Annotated in this window: 21 protein-coding genes and 1 pseudogene; 11 read left to right on the forward strand and 11 right to left on the reverse strand. The window is 55.3% G+C overall.

What is annotated here, in order from left to right:
* Position 1: 1 nt before the first annotated feature.
* From JJB74_RS28140 to JJB74_RS28160, 5 genes are all read right to left on the reverse strand, one after another.
* A complete protein-coding gene (locus tag JJB74_RS28140; protein ID WP_200597787.1) occupies positions 2 to 943 on the reverse strand; it encodes an electron transfer flavoprotein subunit alpha/FixB family protein in 942 nt (313 codons plus the stop codon).
* A 243-nt stretch (positions 944 to 1,186) separates the two neighbouring features.
* Positions 1,187 to 1,936, reverse strand: a complete 750-nt coding sequence (locus JJB74_RS28145) for an electron transfer flavoprotein subunit beta/FixA family protein (protein ID WP_200597789.1) — start codon at positions 1,934 to 1,936, stop codon at positions 1,187 to 1,189.
* 51 nt (positions 1,937 to 1,987) lie between these two features.
* Positions 1,988 to 3,637, reverse strand: a complete 1,650-nt coding sequence (locus JJB74_RS28150) for a long-chain fatty acid--CoA ligase (RefSeq protein ID WP_200597791.1) — start codon at positions 3,635 to 3,637, stop codon at positions 1,988 to 1,990.
* 78 nt (positions 3,638 to 3,715) lie between these two features.
* Positions 3,716 to 4,861, reverse strand: coding sequence for an acyl-CoA dehydrogenase family protein (locus JJB74_RS28155; RefSeq protein ID WP_200597793.1), 1,146 nt, complete (start codon positions 4,859 to 4,861; stop codon positions 3,716 to 3,718).
* A 37-nt stretch (positions 4,862 to 4,898) separates the two neighbouring features.
* Entirely contained in the window at positions 4,899 to 5,978 is a 1,080-nt protein-coding gene (locus JJB74_RS28160) for an acyl-CoA dehydrogenase family protein (RefSeq protein WP_200597795.1), read from the reverse strand.
* 302 nt (positions 5,979 to 6,280) lie between these two features.
* Here JJB74_RS28160 and JJB74_RS28165 point away from each other — a divergent pair, with 302 nt between their 5' ends.
* Complete coding sequence (locus JJB74_RS28165) at positions 6,281 to 6,964, forward strand: TetR/AcrR family transcriptional regulator (RefSeq protein WP_200597797.1); 684 nt, start codon at positions 6,281 to 6,283, stop codon at positions 6,962 to 6,964.
* Between the two features lie 74 nt (positions 6,965 to 7,038).
* Here JJB74_RS28165 and JJB74_RS33530 read toward each other — a convergent pair.
* From JJB74_RS33530 to JJB74_RS34245, 3 genes and pseudogenes are all read right to left on the reverse strand, one after another.
* Positions 7,039 to 7,200, reverse strand: a pseudogene (locus tag JJB74_RS33530) (IS5/IS1182 family transposase); the annotation flags it as partial.
* 453 nt (positions 7,201 to 7,653) lie between these two features.
* A complete protein-coding gene (locus JJB74_RS28170; RefSeq protein WP_200597799.1) occupies positions 7,654 to 8,910 on the reverse strand; it encodes an MFS transporter in 1,257 nt (418 codons plus the stop codon).
* Positions 8,911 to 9,467: 557 nt separating this feature from the next.
* Positions 9,468 to 9,749 carry a hypothetical protein gene (locus JJB74_RS34245; protein ID WP_407672437.1) on the reverse strand — a complete coding sequence of 94 codons (282 nt, stop codon included), beginning with the start codon at positions 9,747 to 9,749 and terminating at the stop codon, positions 9,468 to 9,470.
* Between the two features lie 525 nt (positions 9,750 to 10,274).
* On the opposite strand from JJB74_RS34245, the gene JJB74_RS28175 reads away from it, so the two are divergent.
* Positions 10,275 to 10,634: a helix-turn-helix domain-containing protein gene (locus JJB74_RS28175; protein ID WP_200597801.1), complete on the forward strand. Its 360-nt coding sequence runs from the start codon at positions 10,275 to 10,277 to the stop codon at positions 10,632 to 10,634.
* 157 nt (positions 10,635 to 10,791) lie between these two features.
* Here the strand turns inward: JJB74_RS28175 and JJB74_RS28180 are convergent, their stop codons facing one another.
* Positions 10,792 to 11,577 carry an AraC family transcriptional regulator gene (locus tag JJB74_RS28180; protein ID WP_200597803.1) on the reverse strand — a complete coding sequence of 262 codons (786 nt, stop codon included), beginning with the start codon at positions 11,575 to 11,577 and terminating at the stop codon, positions 10,792 to 10,794.
* A 134-nt stretch (positions 11,578 to 11,711) separates the two neighbouring features.
* Here JJB74_RS28180 and JJB74_RS28185 point away from each other — a divergent pair, with 134 nt between their 5' ends.
* Positions 11,712 to 12,875 (forward strand): MFS transporter, encoded by a 1,164-nt coding sequence (locus tag JJB74_RS28185; protein ID WP_234484935.1) that lies wholly within the window; start codon positions 11,712 to 11,714, stop codon positions 12,873 to 12,875.
* A 237-nt stretch (positions 12,876 to 13,112) separates the two neighbouring features.
* Here the strand turns inward: JJB74_RS28185 and JJB74_RS28190 are convergent, their stop codons facing one another.
* A complete protein-coding gene (locus JJB74_RS28190) occupies positions 13,113 to 14,078 on the reverse strand; it encodes a sensor domain-containing diguanylate cyclase (RefSeq protein ID WP_200597807.1) in 966 nt (321 codons plus the stop codon).
* A gap of 413 nt (positions 14,079 to 14,491) precedes the next feature.
* Positions 14,492 to 15,106, reverse strand: a complete 615-nt coding sequence (locus tag JJB74_RS28195; protein ID WP_200597809.1) for a TMEM175 family protein — start codon at positions 15,104 to 15,106, stop codon at positions 14,492 to 14,494.
* Between the two features lie 245 nt (positions 15,107 to 15,351).
* On the opposite strand from JJB74_RS28195, the gene JJB74_RS28200 reads away from it, so the two are divergent.
* From JJB74_RS28200 to JJB74_RS28235, 8 genes are all read left to right on the forward strand, one after another.
* A complete protein-coding gene (locus JJB74_RS28200) occupies positions 15,352 to 16,239 on the forward strand; it encodes a LysR family transcriptional regulator (RefSeq protein ID WP_200597811.1) in 888 nt (295 codons plus the stop codon).
* A 116-nt stretch (positions 16,240 to 16,355) separates the two neighbouring features.
* Positions 16,356 to 17,558 carry an arabinose transporter gene (locus JJB74_RS28205; protein ID WP_200597813.1) on the forward strand — a complete coding sequence of 401 codons (1,203 nt, stop codon included), beginning with the start codon at positions 16,356 to 16,358 and terminating at the stop codon, positions 17,556 to 17,558.
* An 18-nt stretch (positions 17,559 to 17,576) separates the two neighbouring features.
* Entirely contained in the window at positions 17,577 to 17,807 is a 231-nt protein-coding gene (locus tag JJB74_RS28210; protein ID WP_200597815.1) for a tautomerase family protein, read from the forward strand.
* A 29-nt stretch (positions 17,808 to 17,836) separates the two neighbouring features.
* Complete coding sequence (locus tag JJB74_RS28215) at positions 17,837 to 18,475, forward strand: NADPH-dependent F420 reductase (protein ID WP_200597817.1); 639 nt, start codon at positions 17,837 to 17,839, stop codon at positions 18,473 to 18,475.
* A gap of 67 nt (positions 18,476 to 18,542) precedes the next feature.
* Positions 18,543 to 19,304, forward strand: coding sequence for a glucose 1-dehydrogenase (locus JJB74_RS28220; protein ID WP_200597859.1), 762 nt, complete (start codon positions 18,543 to 18,545; stop codon positions 19,302 to 19,304).
* A gap of 88 nt (positions 19,305 to 19,392) precedes the next feature.
* Positions 19,393 to 20,457, forward strand: coding sequence for an NAD(P)-dependent alcohol dehydrogenase (locus tag JJB74_RS28225; protein WP_200597819.1), 1,065 nt, complete (start codon positions 19,393 to 19,395; stop codon positions 20,455 to 20,457).
* 39 nt (positions 20,458 to 20,496) lie between these two features.
* Positions 20,497 to 21,015, forward strand: coding sequence for a (R)-mandelonitrile lyase (locus JJB74_RS28230; RefSeq protein WP_234484936.1), 519 nt, complete (start codon positions 20,497 to 20,499; stop codon positions 21,013 to 21,015).
* On the forward strand, positions 20,996 to 21,832 hold the full coding sequence (locus tag JJB74_RS28235) for a carboxymuconolactone decarboxylase family protein (RefSeq protein WP_407672435.1): 837 nt from the start codon (positions 20,996 to 20,998) through the stop codon (positions 21,830 to 21,832). The genes JJB74_RS28230 and JJB74_RS28235 overlap by 20 nt, the downstream gene beginning before the upstream one ends.
* Positions 21,833 to 21,855 lie beyond the last annotated feature (23 nt).

Consider the following 21,855-nt stretch of genomic DNA (forward strand, 5'->3'; position numbering starts at 1 on the left):
CTTACAGTTCCGACACGAAAGCCGGCACTTCGGAGAACAGGTCGCCTACCAGACCATAATCGGCAACTTGGAAGATTGGTGCTTCCGGATCCTTGTTGATCGCCACGATCGTCTTGGAATCCTTCATGCCGGCCAGGTGCTGGATCGCACCCGAGATGCCGACCGCGATGTACAGCTGCGGCGCCACGACCTTGCCGGTCTGACCGACCTGCCAGTCGTTCGGCACAAAGCCCGCGTCGACCGCCGCGCGCGAGGCGCCCATGGCCGCGCCGAGCTTATCCGCCAGCGGCTCGAGCACCTTGAAGGCTTCGCCGGAGCCCATGCCGCGGCCGCCGGAGACGATGATCTTCGCCGCGGTCAGTTCCGGACGATCCGACTTCGCCACTTCGCGCGACACGAAGCTGGACTTGCCGGCGTCGCCGACCGGGGTGATGTTCTCGACCTGCGCCGAGCCACCCTGCGCCAAGCCACCCTGCGCCGCGGCATCGAAGCCGGTGGTGCGCACGGTGATGACCTTCACCGGATCGGCCGACTGCACGGTGGCGATCGCATTGCCGGCGTAGATCGGACGCTCGAAGGTGTCCGGCGACACGACCTTGGTGATCTCGGAAATCTGCGCCACGTCCAGGCGGGCGGCCACGCGCGGCAGGATGTTCTTGCCGTAGGCGGTGGCCGGGGCAAGGATGTGGCTGTAATTGCCGGCCAGCGCGATCGCCTGCTCGGCGACGTTCTCGGCCAGGCCGTCGGCAAACTGGGCGCCGTCGGCGACCAGCACCCTGGCCACGCCAACGATCTTTGCCGCGGCTTCGGCCACCGCGCCGGCATTCTGGCCAGCGACCAGGATGTGGACGTCACCGCCGCATTGCGCGGCCGCGGTGACGGTGTTCAGCGTGCTGCCTTTCAGGTGGGCATTGTCGTGTTCTGCAATGACTAATGTGCTCATGGCGATCTCATTATGTTGTCCCCCCAATATTGGGAGAGTGCTGGCGAATTCCGCGGGTAATCTTTGAAGTCACTGGACTGCGTTGCTGTGACGTCAGACCCAGCCAAGTTGACGGCGGATCTCCTCACTGCTCGGAAGCGGTGCCGGACGCTGCCTGGGGGAGGCAAGCCAATTCCTGACCTGTTCCTTGCTGGGTTGCTTGATTTGATCCATTGCCGTACCTCCTTTACGTACTGCCCACCGCTAGATGACTTTTGCTTCGTTCTTGAGCCTGGACACCAGCTCGGCCACGTCCTTGACCATGATGCCGGCGCTGCGCTTCGGCGGCTCGGCGACCTTCAGCGTCTTCAGGCGCGGCGTCACATCCACGCCGAGGTCGGCCGGCTTGACGGTTTCCAGCGGCTTTTTCTTGGCCTTCATAATGTTCGGCAGCGTCACGTAGCGCGGCTCGTTCAGGCGCAGGTCGGTGGTGACGATAGCCGGCAGCGGCAGCGCCACGGTTTCCAGGCCGCCGTCGACTTCGCGGGTCACGGTCGCCTTGCCGTCTTCGATGACGACCTTGGAGGCGAAGGTGGCCTGGCCCCAGCCGAGCAACGCGGCCAGCATCTGGCCGGTCTGGTTGCTGTCGTCGTCAATGGCCTGCTTGCCGAGGATGATCAGCTGCGGCTGCTCTTTATCAGCCAGCGCCTTGAGCAGCTTGGCTACGGCCAGCGGCTGCAGTTCTTCGGTGGTTTCGACCAGGATGCCGCGGTCGGCGCCGATGGCCATCGCGGTGCGCAGAGTTTCCTGGCATTGGGTGACGCCAGCGGAGACGGCGACGATCTCGGTGGCCTTGCCGCCTTCCTTGAGCCTTACCGCTTCCTCGACGGCGATCTCGTCAAAGGGATTCATGCTCATTTTTACATTAGCGATATCGACGCCTGAGCCATCGGATTTGACTTGAACCTTGACGTTGTAATCCACTACACGTTTGACTGGAACCAAAATCTTCATGACAGTCTCTCTGATAAGAAAACGGGGGCTAACGAACGAGGAAGACAGGTGTTAGCGCGTAACCTCAGCGTCCTCTCTATTTTGTTGATTTCGCGCATAGCTCTCTCGCAAGGCGATTTTGTTAAGCTTTCCCGTTGCTGTCGTAGGCAGTTCATCAAGAAATTCGATGACATCAGGAAGCCAAAAGCGGGCCAGATGCGACTTCATGAAATCCAGTAACGTAGCGGCGTCAATTAACGCACCAGGCTTGCGCACAACCGCCAGCATTGGGCGCTCACTCCATTTTTCATGCGGAATCGCGAATGCAGCTGCCTGCAACACTTCGGGGTGCATCATCGCGATCTTCTCCAGTTCAACTGAGCTGATCCACTCCCCACCGGATTTGATAACATCTTTGGAACGATCTACCAACTGAATGTAGCCGTCCTTATCAATAGTCGCGATATCACCCGTGATAAGCCAACCGTCAGCATCCAATGCAGAATTGGGACCTTCATTCAGATAAGCAGATGCGGCCCATAGCCCTTTTACACGCAGATGCCCTGCTGTTTTTCCGTCGCGCGGTAACTCGTTTCCCGATTCGTCAACAATCCGCATCCGTGTTCCGAATACCGTCCGTCCCGATTTACCACGGTAACGGAGTTGCTCGGCAGCCGGGAACTGGTCGTGGCCGGGCTTGAGCGTGCCGCTGCTTCCATGAGGAACCTCCGTCATTCCCCACGATTGAGTCACTTCAAGGTCAAAATCGTCTTTCAGACCCTGGATTAGATGAGGTGGGAGCGGTGACCCGGCGCCAAAGGCTTCGCGCAGTGTTGAAAACCTTTTCTGATGTTTAGCGAGCCACTCAACCATAATCAACCAAATGGAAGGCACCCCTGCAGCTCGGGTAACACCCTCGCTCTCAATAAGCTCATAAAGGCTTTCAGGACGCATGTCTCGTCCAGGGAATACGAGCTTGGCACCAATCAGCGGACCGATGAAGGGGAAGCACCACGCATTGGCATGAAACATCGGCGCTAAGCCAAAGAGAACCTGCTGCTGTCCATTCGTGCCACCTGGCATATTGGCAGAGCTGCCGACTAATGCTTGCAAAACCACTGCCCGATGTGAATAGACGACCCCCTTTGGGTTCCCTGTCGTGCCGGACGTATAGCAAATAATGGCTGCTGTACGTTCATCAAATTGGGGCCATACAAACTCACTATCGCCTTCGCCAATCAGGCTTTCATAGCAGACAACATTGGGCAATGTGGTATCCGGCATTTCGCCCTCATTGGCCATGATGATGTATGACTTCACACTATGCAGCTTGGATGCAAACCTCTCCACTAATGGCAGTGTTTCGAGATCGACGAATATGCAGTCGTCTTTTGCATCGTTGATGACATACACCAGCTGTTCGTCAGACAGGCGAGGATTAACTGTATGGAAAGCAGCAGCGATGCCAGGGATTGCGTAGAAAAGCTCAAAATGACGTCGCGTGTTCCACGCCAAGCTCGCTATTTTGGAGTTAGGTCCGAATCCGCGCGAGCTCAGTGCGGAAGCCAGTTTTCTGGCCCGCGCTTCGGCCTGTGCGTAGGTGTAGCGCAGGATCTCTCCAGACAGTTCTCGTGTCACGATTTGCGTGTCACTGTGATTCTCAGCCGCGTATGCCAACAGATTCGGAATGAGCAATTGCTCATTCATCTCAAGACCGTTCATTCGTCTCCTCCTATCACTTTGCGCTTTTAAGATATCCGCCCTCCGCCCTGACATAAGCGTGCTGTAGGGCCATATCGTTTAGCGCAGTTCCTTTTGTGAGTAACCGAGCAAACTCCGCGCAATCATGAGACGCTGGACTTCTCCGGGGCCTTCGTAGATATCGGAAATACGTGCATCACGGAACCACTTCTCGGCAAGATGAGCTTCGCTGAGGGCGAAATTGCCAAGGATCTCCATGCATTCCTTAGTGATACGCCTTGCGGCCATGCCACCCATTGCTTTAGCCATGGATGCCTCGATTTTTACAGCGCTTCCTTGGTCTTCCAGCCATTTAGCGCGCAGCACACTTAGTCTGGCGGCCTCATATTCGGCTTCTAGCGCCGCCAGGCGGTCAGAGATCGCGTCTTGGCAACTTAAACCGCTCTGGTATTTCGGACTGATACCAATCTCCGCCAACTTCTCGAGAGTAAAATCGAGCATCGCACGCGAAGTACCGAGTCCAAACGCGGCTACGATCGGCCGGGAAAAGTTGAATACCTTGAAAACTGCCTTAAAGTCGGCCTTGACATGATTAAGGCTGGGAACACGGCAGTCTTGGAAAACGAGGCCTGCTGTGTCTTCAGCGCGAATGCCCATTTTCTTAACTTGCGGGCCTACGCTGAAACCAGGTGTGCCTTTTTCAACAAGGAACGAGGTATACCCTAATTGCCCATCGTCACGCTTATCCCGCGCGAATACCATGACGGCGTCTGCGTCTTCGGCAAAAGTAATGAAGATCTTTTCTCCATTGAGAATCCACTCATCCTTCGCCTTGTCATACACCGCTGTAGTCGTGATTCGGGAAGGATCCGAACCAGCACCTGGCTCCGTGATTCCAATCGCAATGCGGGCCTTTCCCCACTTTTCGATTTGTTCCGGCGTGCCAACGCTCTCAAGAACATAGTTACCGAGGCTGATTTTCGGCACCCGCAGCGGTACTACATCGCCACGAAAAAACTCCATATGCAACAGCGCTTCGACCATCGCCTTGCCACTAATCTGCCCTTCCATTTTCAGGCGTTCTTCGAAAGGATCCGGGCGCCCCACCGCTTCTTTCAGCTCTCGCGGCGGCACTATGTTTTCATTTTGATCATAGTAACGTGCATATTTGCGAGCCAGGGTTGCTTGCTCCCGTGCTTCGTTGATGAGTTTATTGTCGCCATCCGACAGTTCAAAATCGATCATTTGATTCTTCCTTTACCTTTGTAATGAATCAGCGGCATCAGACGCCGACCATGCCATCAAGCAACGAGAGGGTTCGCACGTTGCGATACCACATCTCCAAGGGGTATTCGCGCGTGAAGCCATGTCCACCCAGCATTTGCAAACCCTCATCGGCTACCCACATCGCGTGCGTGTTGGCATAAATCTGAGCAAGCCTGCATAGCCGTGCCGTGGAAGAGCCATGGTCAACCGACCGGGCAGCACGCCAGTGCATCCAGCGCATTGCTTCAGTTTTCATATGCATGTCAGCAATACGAAATGCGATCGTTTGTTTTTTGGCTAACGCTTCGCCATGTGCGATACGGTCCTTGGTGTACGGGATGACGTAATTAAGAATGCATGCGCTTACCCCAGTCAGGATCGCACTTAGTGCAGCTCGAGATGCATCCATCAACCGTTCTGCATCACAGCCCGCTCCTTCGCCCAGAATGTTTTGCTCAGGCACGATTACATCGTTGAAAGCAATCTCTCCGGCACGCAAACCTCTCAAACCGAGTGTCGCAGGGACGTTTCTACGTTCTACCCTGGCTGTCTCGGCATCGATAATGAAGGCTTGCGGGCGTCCGTCGAGTTCAGCTAGTACCAGAAAATGTTGGCATTGGTCCGCTAGCGGAACGAAACTCTTTACACCATTGATGCAATAACCCTCTGCGACTTTTCGGGCTTTAGTGGCGAGCTTGGCAGAACTAAAGGAAACGGATGGTTCCATCAGCAAAACAGCGGCGCCATGAAAGTCGTCGCCAGAAAGCAATGGCAGGTAATGCGCCTTTTGTGCTGGCGATCCCTGCTCTGCAATAGCCGTCACGAAGCCTAGCGGCGCTGCAACTGCGACTGCTGCACTTGCATCTCCGCAGGCAAGTTCTTCCAGCAGTAGGGCATTCATAATCGCAGTGTCCGAGACGCCTTCCTCGGCCCGAGCTTGCACGATCCCAAGCTCCCACAATTTAGCCAACACAGAGGATGGCAATGCAGATTGGTCGTCCGCGTGTTGTGCAGCAGGTGTCAAAACCTCGGCGGCGAATTCTCGGACGCTTGCCTGCGCTATAACTTGCTCTTCATTAAGCTCAAATGAAATCATGATTCCTGCCATCACTTTGGTTGGGACTCGAATCGCGAATATTCGCGTGCGTGAAGCAGACTATAGGAAGCCCTAAAACAGATGTCAAGAACATTTGTATAAAACACGCGTCAAGCACTCTGGGTGTACTATGGCCGTGTTCGCGCGGCTTTCGAGCTAGGGGTAAGCATTGAACAAATGCAAGCCAAAGTAAAATTCTGGAAAGCGTCTCGCGTGAAGAGCACTATGGTGATCACTATGGCGCAAGGTGTTACATACCATGCTGAGACTTTGGCTCCATTATTAATACTGCAACATAAGATATGACATCAGTCGACACAATCACCCGCATCAAGTTGGCTGCACAGCGCCTCTTTGCCCGATTAGGAGTAGAGGCGGTAACTGTTCGCGATATTGTTGCAGCAGCGCAGTTAAAAAATCCTGGATCATTGAATTACTACTTCCGTTCGAAGGAAGAGTTGATACGGCAGACTATCGTTGATGCGATGGGCGAGGCGAATGCCTTATGGGGTAAGCGGTTGGCAGTTATCGAAGCACACGGCGGTCCATCCTCGCTACGCGAGGTGGTCAGCGCTCTTGTGACATGGCCTCTTTCAAAGCCCGCCGATGGCAGCGTATCTCACACAGCCCGCTTCCTCACGATGGTTCTCCAGACGCGTACTCAAATGCTGCGTACGTTGACCCGGGAAATGCGTTACGGTGAATACGACCGTGCCCTTGCACATATGCGTGGCTTTTTACGTGAACTCCCCGAGGAAGTGGTCGACCAACGCTTAGTCTTTTTTTTCTGGTCTTTAACGGGGTTTTTAGCAGCGTACGAAGCCTTTATAGATTCGGGGTCGCAAGGAGAATCGATTTGGAGCCGCACCGATCCATTTGAAAATTTCATCGACTCTATGGTAGGACTGCTAAATGCTCCGGTAGGAAATCAGACTTTATCACAGGAGAGCAGCCACATGCTGTCAAAGAAAGCTTCGCTAACATAATTGTGTATAACAGTTCGGATCAGTCTTGTTGCACAAATATAATAATGGACGAGTGTACCCTTTTATGGGCGGACTTATTGCCTTATGACTGTAATCGGCGTGCCAAGGCGCGTAAAGCGATTCAGCACTGTGGGGCGCACTTGTAGTTCAGCGTCCTGACCGTCGAAGTCGCGCGCCTGAATACGCTCGCTACGGAGCCTGACGCCGCGAATTCTGATCTCGACCGAGCTACGTTGTTTATCCGCGATTTCAACAGCCGCTTGCAGAAATAGGCCGGTATAAAAGTCCTACCTTCACTACCTAAAGCAAAGGCAAGTACAGCAACCAGCCTTATGCGTTTAACCTAGAATCGGCTCCAATGCTTTGAATGCCCCCTACTCTACGTTCTACACTTGTTATTGGTCGAGTTGCTTTTACTTATGAATTTCCCTCATGAACCAGATGGCTAGTGTATTGGTGCATTTCACCGCCCCGGCAGTTCATATGGACGCCTATAGATCGGCGCCAATTGGATTGCGCTGCAGTATGTGATCTATGACTTCACGGGTCTTTGGCTCGGAATCCATATCGGGGCACAGGCCGGCAGCTGTCTTTACCAATAGCGCCGCGCGTATTGATACATCGGATAGGCTTCACTGTTGCGTAAATTAACCAAGGCCGTTGTACAAATCCATATTGTTACAGTCGCGCTACGTGCTCGACGGCCGGTTATCTGCAAGGGACATCGAACCGCGCGCAGACAAGAGACAAAGTACCCCAAGAGCAGGTCCTACTGCCAGAATAGCGAGTGCAGTTTCGAAAGAATGGGTGTGTGCGTACACATATCCAATTAGCAGCGGCGATACCACACTTCCTAATTGCCATGCTGCATTAGAGATTCCTGCTGCGGCACCTGCAGCATTATGTCCCGAAATCTGTGCGACTTGTGCAATCAGAAGCGGCGTATATCCATATGCCGCAGCCCCTAGAAAGGGCGCTATTGCGTAAAACTGTATCACGTTGGAACACTGACCGAAAACGATCAGCAGTGAGCTAAACATTCCGAGGCAACCTATCGACAACCAGCGCGCGGACCTAGGCCACAAGTCGGAAAGCCAACCAAGAAGTGGCTTCGCAATCACCGCCCGAAACCCGAACCAGACCGCGACAGCGCCCGCAACAACGGGCGAAATGCCGTACTCTTTCGTGATCAAAGCATTGCACCAAGCAGCGAAACCTACTGTTGCATAGACGCCACCAAGGCCACAGACACAGAAAAGCAGTAGCTGGCGGTTCCGAAACAGGACTTTAACGTCGTGTAGCTTTAGCCGCCGCATAACTACGGTCGCCGGTGAGTTGCGAAGTATTGAAAACGCAAGAACGCCCATCAATGACGTCATGATCCCTAAAAACTTGAATGCAAATCCCCATGATAATTTAAGCGCCACTGAAGGCACTATCGCGTTCGCAAACACCACTGCAATTGAACTTCCCGTGGCAGAAATTCCCATTGCCTTGCCTTTGTCTTTGCCAAACCAGGTGGCTAAGATTTTTACGCAGGCTGAATAATCAGCGCCAGCGCTCAAACCCATTATAAACTGGATGATGATCCCAGCCGTCAGGGAGTGAATGTAAATAAATAAAAACGTAAGGATTCCAGGCGGAAGCAACGTCAGCGTCAGCGTACAGCGTGCGCCGAGTACGTCGCTAATAACGCCTCCAGCAATATTAGCAACCACATAACCGACGTAAAACGCTGTAACGAAAGCCCCAAACATTGCTACCGAGATTCCCAATGTCTGGCCGACAGGCGACGCAATAGTGCTCCATGCAACGCGGTCGACACAACTAATCACGAAGGATAGCCAAGCGATGGCAAGCACTACCCATTTGAACCGATCTGAATTCGATTGGTCGGCGCCATGAGGTTTCCTCGAAGAACAATCATCCAAATTGTTGTACGCCATATTGTCTCCGTAAATAACTCTTATTAAAATTCGACCTTGAGACTTACTTGTCTTACGCTTCTGTGCCGTCGATTTTGCATTCTCCGGAGTCAATTCGCCAACCTGAGCTCCACAATGGCGATATGTGAAATGCCTAATACACTCGTCTTTTGCCCTGTTTTTATTCGGTGAACGCCCCAACGCTACGCCTAAGGAATAGTGACCACACAAACAAACGTCAGCATACCGACCAATAGCGATTAGATATATGACCCCATCAATAATGGCGTGCAACCGCTTCTAAGCGAACAGTTCGCCGACATGGAATTGAATTTTTATTTCAACTTTGAAGAAAAAGATCGCCGACTTTTTTAGGAAGGCGGTACTTAGAAACTCTTGTGACATGATCACACGCCATCAATTTTGCGTTACTGATATCCGCAACGATTTCAATGATGCATGCTCATTGATTCCAACTGGAATAAAGTCATAATGGTTGTGCAATACTTGTCACAGCACACATCTGTACAAATTTCTAGCACAACTGCATCTATCTCAAAATATTTCTGCTCATGTGGCTAACCAAGGCCAGCGGCAGATCCTCGAACATATTGATGGATTCCGCCGTGTCCTAAACTGCGAGAAATAATTCCTTTTTTCACGAGATAATTTAGGTGCGCCAATGACTCACCAATGGCAAGTCTTAGGGTCGGACCTGTATTAATTTCGCGACGAAACATAGTTTTAAACGTCTCTATAACACTTGCTGGCCTATCAAGTGCCTCCGTCAGCCTTTTCAATGACGCATCGTGACCGTTTCTGAGGCGTTCCAAACCTGAGTGCAATCCGGAAAAGCACATGTTGTGAGACGGAAGAACCAGCACATCTATTGAATTGATGTGGTGACTGGCGGGTTGACGCCGGATTTCAAGACGGTCGCAAACTTCCGCAAGGACAACGGCATCGGGATGCAACTACTGCGGGCATGTTGTCCGTGTTGTTAGGGGCCAATCGCAAATATGTATCAGCATGATGTCGAACTGATGGAATGCAAATTGCGCCAGCTTGCGCAGGTAAATGATGGCACTACATCGATTAATGCGCTAACTGACTTGTCGAGTGCAATGGAAAGTGGGACCGCCAGCCATTGATCTTCAACGCAAATCTCACTTTCTATGTCGCGGCCTAGTGCGCGCTATGCCAAGGAAAGTGAGACTTCTCGCGTGCCGTGCCATAGAAAATGAAATTATTCACACCGATGTCACCGGCCGCGGCGATGTCTCAGACGATCCCCCGTCTGCTGGACTTTTGCGCATCTTTCCACCTGCTTCAACTGGTGTAGGATGCCGACTTTTGTTGCGTCCAAAACCGGCTTACTGAAGGACATGCCGACATTGCGCCAAGATGCTACCTACATTTCTTTTCCTGAAATACTGAGTTCAGTATTGGAGAACTCTGCGTTGCCTGCCCTTGGCCCTTTTGAGCAGCGCATCCTTCGTACCGTGGCCCGTGCTGGTTACGATAAGTCTCGCTTGTCGGTAAGAGACTTAATGGCAATGCGCGAACTAGGCGCTGCAGCAACAATACATTCCAGACTTAAATCCATGCAAAAAAAAGGATGGATTAGCCTTGCCGATACTGAGGACGCTCGACGTAAGCAGGTTGTACTGACCGAACCCGCATTACGGATATTGGATGAAGTGGGCACACGCATAGAACAAACATCGAAGAATAAGTGCCTATAGCGACTGCCCACAACTCAAAGCGGCCATTGATGCGAACGGTCAGAATTGATCGTGGCGAGCTTGACTCATGCATCCATCCGCCCCTCGGCACCAATCTTCTCCAGCGTGTTGGTCAAGACGTGCAACCTGACCCGCACCGAAATGGATCATGTACTGCCTAGGGAAACGCCGATGCATCCACTTGCTGTGAACCGCTCCCTTGGGCCAGCATGGTGGTGGGTGCAACGCCCATCCAGCGCCGAAACATCTTCGTGAAAGCGGTGGGGCTGGAGTATCCCAACTCCAGCGCGACGTACGTCACGCTATGCCCTTTATCGAATAGCTCGAACGCCTTCATTAGTCGTGCCTGCATCTGCCAGCGTCCTAAACTCATGCCGGTTTCCTTCGGAAATAGCCGAATGATGCTGCGCTCGCTGAGGCCGACTTCCATGCCGAGTTGGCTGATCGAAGGAGAATCCGATAGATTGCCGAGGAGACGTTCGCACAGCCGCAGAAGCCGTGCGTCGCGCGGCATGCGCAGTCCCAATGGCTGCGGCCGAAGAAGAACCACCTCGTCGAGAATGAGCTGCATGATGCGCCCGTCCATGCCGCGTTCATCGTACAGCCTGGGAATGTGCATCGCGCGCAGGATGAGCTCCCGCAAAAGCGGCGAGACAAAGAGCACTTGGCATTCCTCGAAAGCGTGCTGCATCTGCGCCTGGTCGATATAGACAGTGCGCATTTCAACCTGCCCGCTCATGCGAATGGCATGCTCTACACCGGCAGGCACCCACAACGCGTGGCTGGAAGGCACGACCCACAGTCCCTCGCCTGCCTGGACCGTCATGACGCCTTGTACGCCGAAGATCAGCTGCGCACGTGCGTGATGATGCGGCGGAATGAAGGCGCCGGCAGGATAGGAACTCGCAAGTGCCGATACCGGACGCGCAATGGCCGTGGCCACGCGCGACGCCTCGCTGGCACGTTGGTCATGGGACACGGATGGCGGTTTTGGACGCATGGTTGGCGCATTAGAACAAGACAGCCAGAGCCCGTCAAACGATCATGGCGGCATACAACAGAAAACAGCGATCCAGCATGCATAACAAATCCACTCTCGTCCTGCTCAATGTCGGCCACGCCATTGACCACATGTTCCTGCTCATCTTCGCGACCGCAGCTACGACAATTGCAGCAGACTTCGGATTGACACGCTGGGAGGATCTGATGCCGTACAGCGCGGTCGCGTTTTTCCTTTTCGGCATCGGCTCGCTCCCGTCTGGGAAGTTGGGCGACCACTGGGGGCGGCGGACGTTGATGATTGTGTTCTTCTTCGGCATGGGTGCATCAGCAATCTTGGCGAGTTTGGCGCAGTCACCCTTGCAGCTTGCATGTGCATTGGCCCTGCTCGGGTGTTTCGCCTCCATCTATCATCCCGTTGGAATACCGATGCTGGTACAGGGCGCTGAACGGCCAGGCTGGACGATCGGTGTTAATGGCATGGTAGGAAATCTGGGTATTGCCCTGGCTGCCGTGCTGACCGGTTTGCTCGTCAAGCATTTTGGCTGGCGGCCGGCGTTTGCCGTACCGGGCGTTCTAAGCATTGTCTGCGGCGTAGCATTCACAATAGTCGCGAAGTCCGAGTCCACACCACCGGCCAAGCGGGCAGCGACCCAGTCGGAACTGCCGCGCGGGCTGCTGGCGCGCGTGTTTCTGGTCATGACGCTGGCAGCGACTAGCGGCAGCCTGCTCTTCAACTTTTCCACCAATGGCAATTACGAACTGCTGCATGAACGGTTTGCCGCAGTCACGCGCGACCCGGCAACGCTGGGCCTGCTGCTTGCGGCGATCTACACGGTTGCCTCGCTGGCTCAGCTTGTCGTTGGACGCCTCCTGGATCGTTATCCGCTGAAAAAGTTGTATCTGACCGTGCTGGCGATGCAGATCCCATTCCTTGCGATGGCGGCACATGCCGAAAGCTGGTGGCTGTATCTGCTGCAAGGCATGTTCATGATAGCGATCTTCGGCGCCATTCCCTTTACCGACGCCATGATCGTGCGTTATGTGGACGACCGCATGCGCTCCCGCGTCGCCGGCATGCGGCTGGCGGTGTCATTTGGAGCAAGTTCCTCCGCAGTATGGCTGCTGGGACCGTTGGTGAAGCAGGCGGGGTTTAGTGTGCTGCTGTGGATGATGGCCGGCATCGCGGCATTGACCTTCACTATCGTCACTTGGCTGCCCACCCAAGGGCATAACGCATAGTTTAGTCTTCCGCAGGGAATGCCTGCGTCTGCTTTTGGCCGGCAGGCCCCGTAGCGGTAACGTGCAAAATTGACCTTATGCAGGCCCCCTCGCCTCGAGCACTTCTGTCCAATCACGAATCAGGCGCTTACCCATACTGATCACTTTATTGCCTCGATAACCGAGCTTCTCGTAGAAGGCGATATGGCGGTATTGGTTGAACGAATCTGCAATTTTTCGCGACCAGTGTGCGCAGACTCATCTGTCCAAAAGCGCGCGCTTGCGTCGTATCTTTTCTTCATACATTCGCACCTCCGCCGCACGTAGCGTTTCTTTGAGTGACCTATGACTCAATCGCATTGCATAGCCTATAGAGGCGCGTACTTTAGCCTTTTCGAAGGCTTGTGCGAGCCGTTCCTTGAGCCCACCAGCTTCTTCTTTAGATAGACCGCGTATAAGGAGCGCGAATTCGTCTCCGCCTATACGGGCGAGCAAATCCGCATGCCGGAAATGGTCCTGTAGGACGGCGGCCGCCTTGCGTAGGTACTGGTCACCCGCTTCGTGACCGAATGTGTCATTTACCTGCTTAAGACCATCCAGGTCGATGAACATAACAATAGCGTTTTCGCCAAGAGCGTCCAGCGCGGTCTCCTCGGTATAAAGGGCTTCCTCCCACGCGTGGCGATTCGCCAAACCAGTTAGACGATCTGTTTCAGCTTGGTATCGAAGCTTCGCTTCCTTCTGGCGTGCCTGTTCAATGATTAGATGAGCGGAAATGAGCGTACTCATTGTGCGCGTAACGGTCTCCACCAGAAACTGCTGTTCTTTAGAGAAACTATCGCGAGGCTCGGGGTCAATAGCACAGAGAGTACCAAGCAACCCGCCATCGGAAGAGCGCAACGGCTGGCCGATGTAGCTGCCAATCTTGAGAACGTTATTGATATTTGCGTTGCGATACGCAGGGACGGCATGAGCGTCTGGCGCAAAGCAGGGTGCTCCCTCATTCACCATGCGAGTGCAGTAAGAGTCCGACCAGACATACACGTCACCGCGTTTAACCTTGTTCTCGCGGTCGCGAACATGAAGGACGTTCCAGTCATTTCCAGTGACGCGAGTAACCATCCACACACGCAACGGGATGTGCATTTCGAGACATCGGACGAGCATGCTTAGCCCTTCTTCCAGAGACTCAAAGGGTGCCGTTACTGGTTGGTTAGTTTTCATAACTTTTCACTACTGCAGATCAAATCGCGCGCAAAAAAATGACATTAGCTTAGAGCGCAGCTTTATGCCCACCAGGAAACAAAGAACTGTTCCCTAAAATGGCCGGATACTAAGCTTGAATATCACAGTTACTGACACAGTCATAGTCACACAAAGGTACTCGAAGCTGCAGTAGCTCTAATAACCGCCGTTGCCCGACTGCTGCTGAAGCGGAAAGACCGCACCCGACTACCCATTGCGGCCGCTCGGGTAAACCGCAAGAACGTCTGGTGAAACAGCCGAAGCCGACGGTGTCTTACCTGCGTGATCGCCCGACTGCCGCACAGGTTTGTGCTGACAGTTGTGGAGAAAACTGGGGCTATTCCCCATGACGTGCCTGGCGTCGAGATAGAACTTCGGACTTGCAATGGCGATCAGGTTGCGTCCCGCTTGGCGCTTTCTTCCAGTTCGATCCCTTCAGTGACCTTTCCCTCAATGCGCCGATCTGGGATCAACCACATTACGGACACTGCGATGTAGACAAGGAGCGCCATCCCAGCAGAAAACCACGACAGAACAACCCCGATGAGGTAAAGAGCAATCGACAACTTGCCCTTTCGGTCGTTACCGATTGCTTTGGCAAGAGTCGCGTTTTTCGGATGGTTGAAGACCAATGCATGTGCCAGTAATGCATACGCTACTGCGCACATGAGCAACACGAAGCCGTAGGCGGCTGTCGGCCCAGCTTCAAAGTGGTTTTCCCCCATCCACGCTGTAACGAAAGGTATTAGTGACAGCCAGAACAGCCAGTGGAGGTTGGCCCACAGGACTCCGCCACTAATTTCCTGCACAACATGGATGAGATGGTGATGGTTGTTCCAATAAATTCCGATGTACACGAAACTGAGTATGTAGCTCATGAAAACAGGCCACAGTGGCAACATTGCCCCGAAATCGGGACTGTGCGGGACTTTGAGTTCCAGCACCATGATTGTGATAAGGATGGCAATGACACCATCACTAAAGGCTTCTAACCGGTTCTTACCCACGCGTTTCGCTCTCCTGCGGTAGCCCAAACCTACACTCAATCTGTTCGTTTGTTATGCCAGTTGTTTAGGCACCATCTATATGGTTGCTTGTATCGGATCATACGTCTTGTTGAAACGAACCGGTCAGCAAGTGCGCGCTGAGGCACTGCACGTCCAGCTATGAATTTCTCTCATGAACTGTGTAGCTTCAGTGAATACACATCGTAGTACACTGATGAAGATATATGTGACCCAGAATTTGGCCGATGCCCCGCAGCGATTTCGATAACCTGCACGCCTTCATGTTCGTTGCCCGGGAGCGTAGCTTCACCCGGGCCGCCGCCCAACTCGGCGTGACACAATCTGCGCTCAGCCACACCATGCGCACGCTTGAGGCAAAACTTGGTGTAAGACTGTTAACCCGTACAACGCGCGGCGTGTCACCAACCGAAGCTGGAGAGCGCCTTTTCACGTCGCTTGAGTCTCATTTCGAGGGAATAGAAGCCTCCCTGTCGGCGCTCAATGAATTGCGGGAGAAGCCGGCAGGGACGATCCGCATCACGACCCATGATCACGCAGCCGATACAGTCCTGTGGCCACGATTAAAAAAAGTCCTGTTTGACTATCCCGAGGTAAAAGTCGAGATCAATATCAACTATGGTCTCGTCGACATCGTTGAACAGCGCTTCGACGCCGGTGTACGCTTCGGCGACCAGGTTGCCAGGGATATGATCGCGTTACGGATTTCTCCGGACGTACGCATGGCTGTGGTGGCGTCGCCCGCCTACTTCACCAGCCGGCCGATTCCCAAAGTGCCACAAGAGTTGACGGGACACAATTGCGTCAACATGCGTCTGCCGACATACAACTCCTTCTACGCATGGGAGTTCGTGAAGGGAGATCAGGAGCTTCAGGTCCAGGTCGATGGCCAGTGCAGTTTCAATACCACGCCACAGATTCTGCAGGCCGCCCTGGACGGGTATGGAGTAGCTTACGTGCCCGAAGACCTGATCATTGATCATGTTGCCGCCGGTCGCCTGCAACGTGTCCTTGACGACTGGTGTCCGACATTCCCCGGCTACCATCTCTATTACCCCAGCCGTCGTCAATCCTCGCCTGCATTCGCGCTAATCCTTGACACATTGCGCGTGTGAGAACACTCGCACCGAGCTATTCGTGAATTTTTTTCATAATGGTATTGAGGCGGCGTAGGATACTCTCATGAGGTAGCGACGTCTATATTGATGGCATTCGCAAAGCCAATGCCACCATGTCCACTTCAGGAACGACCCGCCCACTAACGACGACTCCGAGTTCGTTCGGCCTCACCATTCTTCCGGTACTGGCCTTTACGCTCATCGCCTTCATGGTAACGGGCATCGCGATGCCCGTCCTGGCGCTACATGTGCATGAAAGACTGGGCATGGGCACGGTAATGGTCGGGCTGGTTACCGGCGCGCAGTTCGGCATGGCCCTCGTATCACGGGTATGGGCCGGTTCGGTGTCGGATACCACCGGGGCCAAGCGCGCAGTCGTCATCGGCATGTTGTCAGCCGTTGGCGCGGGGCTTTTGTACTTGGTTTCCCTACGCTTTACCCAAACGCCCATGCTGTCCGCCGCGGTGTTGCTTGTCGGTCGCGCATTGCTCGGTGCAGCTGAAAGCTTTGTCATCACCGGAGCCTTGGGTTGGGGGCTGGTGCTCGCGGGGCCCAAGGACACGGGCAAGGCAATTGCCTGGATTGGCATGGCGATGTACGTCGCCTTCGCAATTGGCGCGCCTCTGGGCACTTTCCTGTATGGCCGCTTCGGGTTCGCCTCTATTGGTGTCGCGACGGCGTTCTTCCCGCTGCTGGGGCTTATCCTTGTGGCAAAGCTGCAGGGTATCGTTCCGCCAGCCAGACCCCGCCCGTCGTTCGTGAAGGTGATCGGCGCCGTTATCCTGCCGGGTGCCGGATTAGCACTCGCAAGTCTGGGTTTTGGTGCCATCACTACCTTCATTTCGCTGCTTTTTGCAAAAAACGGGTGGAGCGATGGATGGATGGCCTTCACTGGGTTCAGCGGCGCTTTTGTGATCGCACGCCTCTTCTTCGGTCATCTGCCGGATACGTTTGGCGGCGCTCGCGTAGCGCTTGTCAGCTTGGTGGTGGAAGCCGCGGGGCAAGCCATGATCTGGTCCGCGCCATCGCCATTACTCGCCATCGTCGGCGCGACACTCACGGGTTTCGGTTACTCCCTCGTGTACCCCGGATTCGGCATCGAGGCGGTGCGAAAGGTGGGTCCAGGTAATGGCGGCCTCGCGATGGGTGCATTCACCGCATTCCTTGACCTGGCACTCGGCATTTCCGGGCCGACACTGGGTTGGGTGGCCAGCGGCGCCGGCGTCCCGTCCATCTTCCTCGTAAGTGCCGTCATCGTGCTTTGTGCAACCGCCGTTGCCGGGCACCTGTTACGGATGCGGCGTAAAGCCATTTGATCAATTCCGGAGCATGTCATGCCACACATCATCGTGAAAATCGTGTCGGGCAAGTCGGAGCAACAAAAGTGTAGCTTGTCCCAGGCAATCACTAAGCGTGTCACCAACATTCTGGGCTACGGGAAAGACGCTGCTTCCGTCGCCTTCGAGGAAGTCGCAGCCAAAGACTGGATGGATCAAGTCTTCGAGCCGGAAATCCAGGGTAAACAGAAAACGCTCTACAAGAAGCCCGGATACGACTCGCTTTGAAGCGCCTTCAATCAGAGAAAGGAACAATCATGCGTATTGGAATACTGGGATCAGGCCTGATTGGCGCAAAGCTGGGAGTTCTCTTTGCACGCGTCGGTCATGACGTCACGTTCAGTTACTCGCGCAATGCGCGAAAGCTCGAGTCGTTGGCACGCGACGCCGGCCCCCGTGCGCGCGGCGGCACCCCGCATGACGCAGCCCGCAATGCCGACGTGGTTCTTCTTGCCGTGCACTGGTCGCAACTCAATGACGTCCTAGAGCAGGCAGGCAGCCTTGCCGGAAAAAATGTCATCACCTGCATGGTGCCTCTGAACGAAGCCAACACACAGTTGGTCGTGCCCAATACATCCTCGGGAGCCGAACGGCTTGCGGAAATTATTCCTGAAGCGAAAGTTGTCTGCGCCTTCAACACTGTGCCAAGCGAGGCGCTCTTCGGCGTTTTTGAGCGCCGCTCGATCACGCCGCGTCCGAGCCTCGTGTACTGCGGCGACGACGCCCAAAGCAAGGACATCACCGTCGAACTGATCCGGGATGTCGGCTTCGATCCAGTCGATGCCGGTCCGTTGCGAACGGCACGGTACATGGAACCGTTCGCCATGCTTGGTGCCCAGTTGGCCTATGGGGGAGCGGCAGGACCGGAGCTGACCTACCGTTTTGAATGGTTATAGCGCAAGTCAGCGCCGTGCGCAGACAGTCGATTCTGATCTTGGCAAGTGACAAAGAAAAGGAATGAACATGGAAAACACATTTGAAAACAAGGTCGCTCTGGTAACGGGGGCCGCTTCCGGCATGGGGCTCGCCACGGCAAAGGCATTTGCCGAAGCCGGCGCGGCGGTGGCGCTCGCGGACCGAAATCTGGAGGCGGTGCAGGCAGTTGCCGCGGAACTGGTCGCTGCCGGACACAAAGCCATCGCGATCGCATGCGACGTTGCGGACGAAGCGCAGGTGGCAGCGATGGTCGACCGTACCGTCTCGGAGTTCGGCCGTCTGGACGCAGCGTTCAACAATGCGGGCGTTCAGAGCCCGATTGCAGAAACTGCGGAAGCAGACGGCGTGGAATTCGACCGCGTCACCGCCATCAATCTGCGGGGTGTGTGGAGCTGCATGAAGTACGAGCTGCGTCAGATGCGAGAGCAAGGCAACGGCACGATAGTCAACTGTTCTTCGTTGGGTGGGCTGGTTGGCGTGGCCGGCCGTGCGGCCTACCACGCAGCCAAACATGGCGTTCTTGGACTGACCAAAAGCTCGGCCCTGGAATACGCTGCGCGCGGCATTCGTATCAATGCGGTTTGTCCGGGCATCATCGATACCCCAATGGTGTCGGGCATGCTGGCCAGCGAGCCCGCAGCAATGGACCTCCTGATGAAGGACCAGCCGATCGGACGCCTGGGACGTGCAGAGGAAGTGGCGTCTGCCGTCCTATGGCTCTGCAGCCCAGGCGCAAGCTTCGTCATCGGTCATGGCCTCGTCGTGGATGGGGGCTACACGATCCGCTGAACCGGCGGTCGCGGATGGCAATACCACTACGTGAGTGTGTCCGCTTCGGGCCGAGCCCGATTCTCCGATTTTTGAAAATGGAAATGATATGAAAACTGTTGGATATGCCGCACAGGCAGCAGGCGCAGCCCTGGCCCCCTATACCTTCGAACGTCGCGATTTGCGCCCGAACGACGTTGCCATGGAAATCCTGTATTGCGGCGTGTGCCACTCGGATTTGCACATGGTGCAGAACGACTGGGGCGGCAGCGTTTACCCACTCGTTCCGGGACATGAAATCGTTGGCCGCGTGACCGCTGTTGGCAACGAAGTGACTCGTTTCAAGGCAGGCGATGCGGTCGCTGTCGGCTGCATGGTGGACTCCTGCCAGCACTGCGATCAGTGTCACCATGGCGAAGAACAGTTCTGCCGCGAGGGTATGACGGCGACCTACGGTGGATTTGACAGGCTGACAAATGAAGTTACTCAAGGCGGCTATTCGAAACACGTCGTGGTGCGCGAGGAGTTCGTGCTCTCGGTTCCGGAGGGTCTTGACCTGTCGCGAGCGGCGCCGCTGCTCTGCGCAGGCATCACGACCTATTCTCCGCTGCGTAGCTGGAATGTTGGGCCGGGCAGCCGCGTGGCAGTGATCGGTCTCGGCGGCCTGGGGCATATGGCGGTCAAGCTGGCTGCTGGGATGGGGGCGATCGTCACCGTGATCGGCCGCCATGCTTCCAAAGCGCCGGACGCGATGGAGATGGGCGCGGAAAGCTTCCTGGCTTCCACGGATGAAGCGGCAATGTCACAGGCACAGTCAAGCTTCGATTTGATCATTGATACGGTACCCGTCAAGCACGACGTTACCCCTTACATGCCCCTGCTCGACATCGACGGCTCGCTGGTCATCGTCGGCCAGATTGGCCCGTTGGCAGAGCCTGTCACCGCGCCGCTCGTATTTGGCCGTCGGCGCGTGGCGGGCTCGCTGATTGGCGGCATCGCCGAGACTCAGGAGATGCTCGAGTTCTGCGCTCGCAAGAACATCCTTCCGGAATGCGAAATGATCCGGATGGACCAGATCGGAGAGGCGTTCGAGCGCATGGAGCGTTCCGATGTGCGGTATCGCTTCGTGATAAACATGGCCTCGCTCCCAGCACCGCAAGCTGAAGCCGCTTGATCACGCGGGCATTATCTAACTGAAAAGCAAGGATTCAAGATGAAACGCATAGCGACGATCGCACTTTCCTTCATATGGGCCACGTCGGCACTTGCGCAGACGGGTGGGGGCAAAGCGGATCCGGCCGTTCCAGCATCGCAAGCCAACGACAAAGCCTCGGACATGGTCATTGCCCGTGCCGGCAGTCAGGCACCCTACAAGGGACCGGCGCAGTATTTCACCGGCAGTGTCCGGGTGAATCCCCTGTTCGGCGCGCACACGCCATCGGCAACATCGGGCGGCGCCGTGACGTTCGAACCAGGCGCGCGCTCTGCTTGGCACACGCATCCGATGGGTCAAGTCCTGATCGTTACCGCTGGCGTAGGCTACGTACAGCAGTGGGGTGGGCCGGTCCAGGAAATTCACCCGGGCGACGTCATCTGGACGCCGCCGGGCGTCAAGCACTGGCATGGCGCGGCGCCGACAACGTCCGTCACCCACATCGCGATCCAGGATGCCGTCAACGGCAAGAACGTCGAATGGCTAGAAAAGGTCAGCGATGAACAATACGGCAAGTAAGCCGGCTGGTTTCAGGCAGGTGCACGGCGCCTTCCTGTCCATGCTGTGCGCATCCATGTTCTGTGTGCCGCTCAGTGCGTTCGCACAGTCGCGCTCACAAGTGCCTAGCGCCAAACCACCAGTCAAGGAGATTCAAATGGTTGCACCCGCATTAGAACACTACACCCAACAGCTACTGTTGAATGATGTCTGGAAGCGACCCGACCTTTCGCCACGAGATCGCAGCATTGTTACTGTCGCGGTCCTGGTCGCTAGGAACCAGCCGGCAGAGCTGGCGTATTATTTGAACCGCGCGCTCGACAATGGCGTAAAGCCGGGAGAACTTTCGGAGATCATCACGCATCTCGCCTTTTATTCTGGCTGGCCCAATGCGATGGCGGCCGTAAGCGCGGCACAAGTTGTGTTCGCCGAGCGCAAGATCGGCGCCGATCAGCTTCCACATGCCAAAGTCGATTTGCTTCCACTCGACAAGGAAGCGGAGGAAAAGCGTGCAACGTCGGTCGAGCAGAACTTCGGCAAGGTTGCGCCGGGCGTCGTGAAATACACGACCGAAGCGCTGTTCCGTGATCTCTGGCTGCGTCCGGGCCTGGCTCCGCGCGACCGAAGCATGGTGACGGTGAGCGCCCTAGTCGCAACGGGTCAGGTAGCCCAGATCAATTATCACCTCAACCGCGCGATGGACAATGGATTAACCGAGAAACAGGCGGGGGAGATGTTGACCCAGTTGGCTTTCTACGCGGGATGGCCGAACGTATTTTCGGCAATGCCGGTCTTCAAGGAGGTGTTTGCCAACCGTCCTGCGGCCGCAGGCAAATGAAGTGGAACCGGCCGCCAGCCGCG

The sequence above is a fragment of the Noviherbaspirillum pedocola genome (assembly GCF_016632335.1).
Classification (GTDB): domain Bacteria; phylum Pseudomonadota; class Gammaproteobacteria; order Burkholderiales; family Burkholderiaceae_D; genus Noviherbaspirillum_A; species Noviherbaspirillum_A pedocola.